The sequence below is a fragment of the Bradyrhizobium sp. Mp27 genome (genome assembly GCF_029953005.1).
Taxonomy (GTDB): Bacteria; Pseudomonadota; Alphaproteobacteria; order Rhizobiales; family Xanthobacteraceae; genus Bradyrhizobium; species Bradyrhizobium barranii.
The window spans coordinates 1-1669 of record NZ_JASAUS010000465.1; the positions used below are offsets into that span (position 1 = coordinate 1).

The window sequence follows — 1669 nt, forward strand, 5'->3', positions numbered from 1 at the left end:
GCGTAAAAATAGTTTATTTGCTGGTCACGACGAAGGTGGTCGTTCATGGGCGCGCATAGCTTCGCTCATCGCCACCTGCAAAATCAACAGCGTGGAGCCCTACGTCTGGATCAAAAATTAGGCGGCTTACAGGTGGCGGGCGAGATGATGCGCCGGCTCGTACGACGAGCCGAGCATCGAGCCCGGTATGCCGTCGTTGCTGGATGCGCTCCGTCTCGGCTTTCCGTTCCCAGACAATACTGCCCTTCCACGTACGCCCTTTCTTGCTCTGCCTGGGAACCAGCCGGTCGTTTGTATGCCGCCCACGTCTTTCTCATCGCCGCGTTCGCGATAATCAGCGACGCCGACCAGCGTCTCTCCGATAGAACCTGTTTTCGCCGACGCAGGCGCGCATGTCGGTGCGCCGGAACCAGATGGCGCGTCCGCATCGCAGCGGTGGATTGCCCGCAATAAAGATGACCTGCTCGTCGGTTCGCATGCGCAAGACATCATGCGGCAGCATCAGCGGCCGGCGCGCGAGCTGCTTGGACCGCGTCCGGGAGGAACCCGACGTCTGCGAGGACCGGCTCAGCTGATCGACCTCGACCGTCGTGTCGCCGCAGCGCTTGGAGATGTAGTCCGCCGTCTCGGGGGCGTTGATCGCCGAGAAGGAGATCCAGGATGCGCTTTCGAACCACTTGCTGGTGGCATCGCGGCCGCCATAGGCCTCGCGCATCTGGCCGATTGACTGGTAGAGCATCAAGAGGGTGATGCCGTATTTGCGCCCCGCATCACGCGCGGTTTCGAGAATGCGTAAGTAGCCGAGGCGCGCGACCTCATCGAGTAGGAATAGGGTCCGGCCGGTCACTTCGCCATTGCGATTGTAGATGGCGTTGAGCAGCGAGCCGATGATGACGCGGGCGAGGCCGGCATGGTTCTCCAGGGTCTTCAGGTCGAGATTGATGAAGACGTCCGTCCGGCCCTCCGCGAGCTCGGCCGTCGTGAAGCTCGATCCGGACACCAGGGCGGCATAGTTGCCATAGGAGAGCCAGTGGGTTTCCTTCACCGCATTGGCGTAGACGCCGCTGAAGGTCTCTGGCGTCATGGCGATGAAGGGCGCGACATTCTCCTTCACGAATCCGGACTCGGAGTTGTCGTAAATCGTCTGAAGCCGCTGGCGCAACTTCGGCTCCGGCTCCGACAGGTTGGCGCGGACCTGGCGGAGGTGCTGATCCTTCTTTTCCGTATGACCGGACAAACAGACATCGGCGATCAACGCCGTCAGCAGTTGCAGCGCCGAGGCCCGAAAGAAGTCATCCCGCGCCGAGCCCTGGCGCGGATTGTCGGTCATGATGAACATCCCTCGTTTTGAAAAGGAAACCTCATGTCTGAAAGTCGAAAGCCCACGCACGATGCCTTCGCTGTGGCCGGTGACGGCCGAAATTCTACATGGACGCGGATCGGCGCCGCTTGGCCGAACGATGACGGCAAGGGTTTCAATATCGTGATCGCGCCCGGCTTGGCCGTTTTGGGTAAAATCGTGCTGCGCGAACCGAAGCCCCAGGCCGACCAGGAGCCTGACTAGTACCCACTTTTCTTGGAACGTGAGTCGTGATTCAAGGTCGGGATGATACCCGAAGCAAGAGAAGTCCACCTTTCGAGGAAAGATCGCAAGGTGCTTGAGGCGTGC

General features: G+C 60.6%; 1 protein-coding gene and 1 pseudogene. One reads left to right on the forward strand and one right to left on the reverse strand.

Annotated elements, in window-relative coordinates; all coding sequences use genetic code 11:
* Nucleotides 1-334 precede the first annotated feature (334 nt).
* Nucleotides 335-1336: pseudogene (locus QJT78_RS50945) on the reverse strand (type IV secretory system conjugative DNA transfer family protein); the annotation flags it as partial.
* A gap of 27 nt (nt 1337-1363) precedes the next feature.
* Between QJT78_RS50945 and QJT78_RS50950 the strand changes: the two are divergent.
* A complete protein-coding gene (locus tag QJT78_RS50950) occupies nt 1364-1564 on the forward strand; it encodes a hypothetical protein (protein ID WP_035666406.1) in 201 nt (66 codons plus the stop codon).
* The last annotated feature ends 105 nt before the right edge of the window (nt 1565-1669 follow it).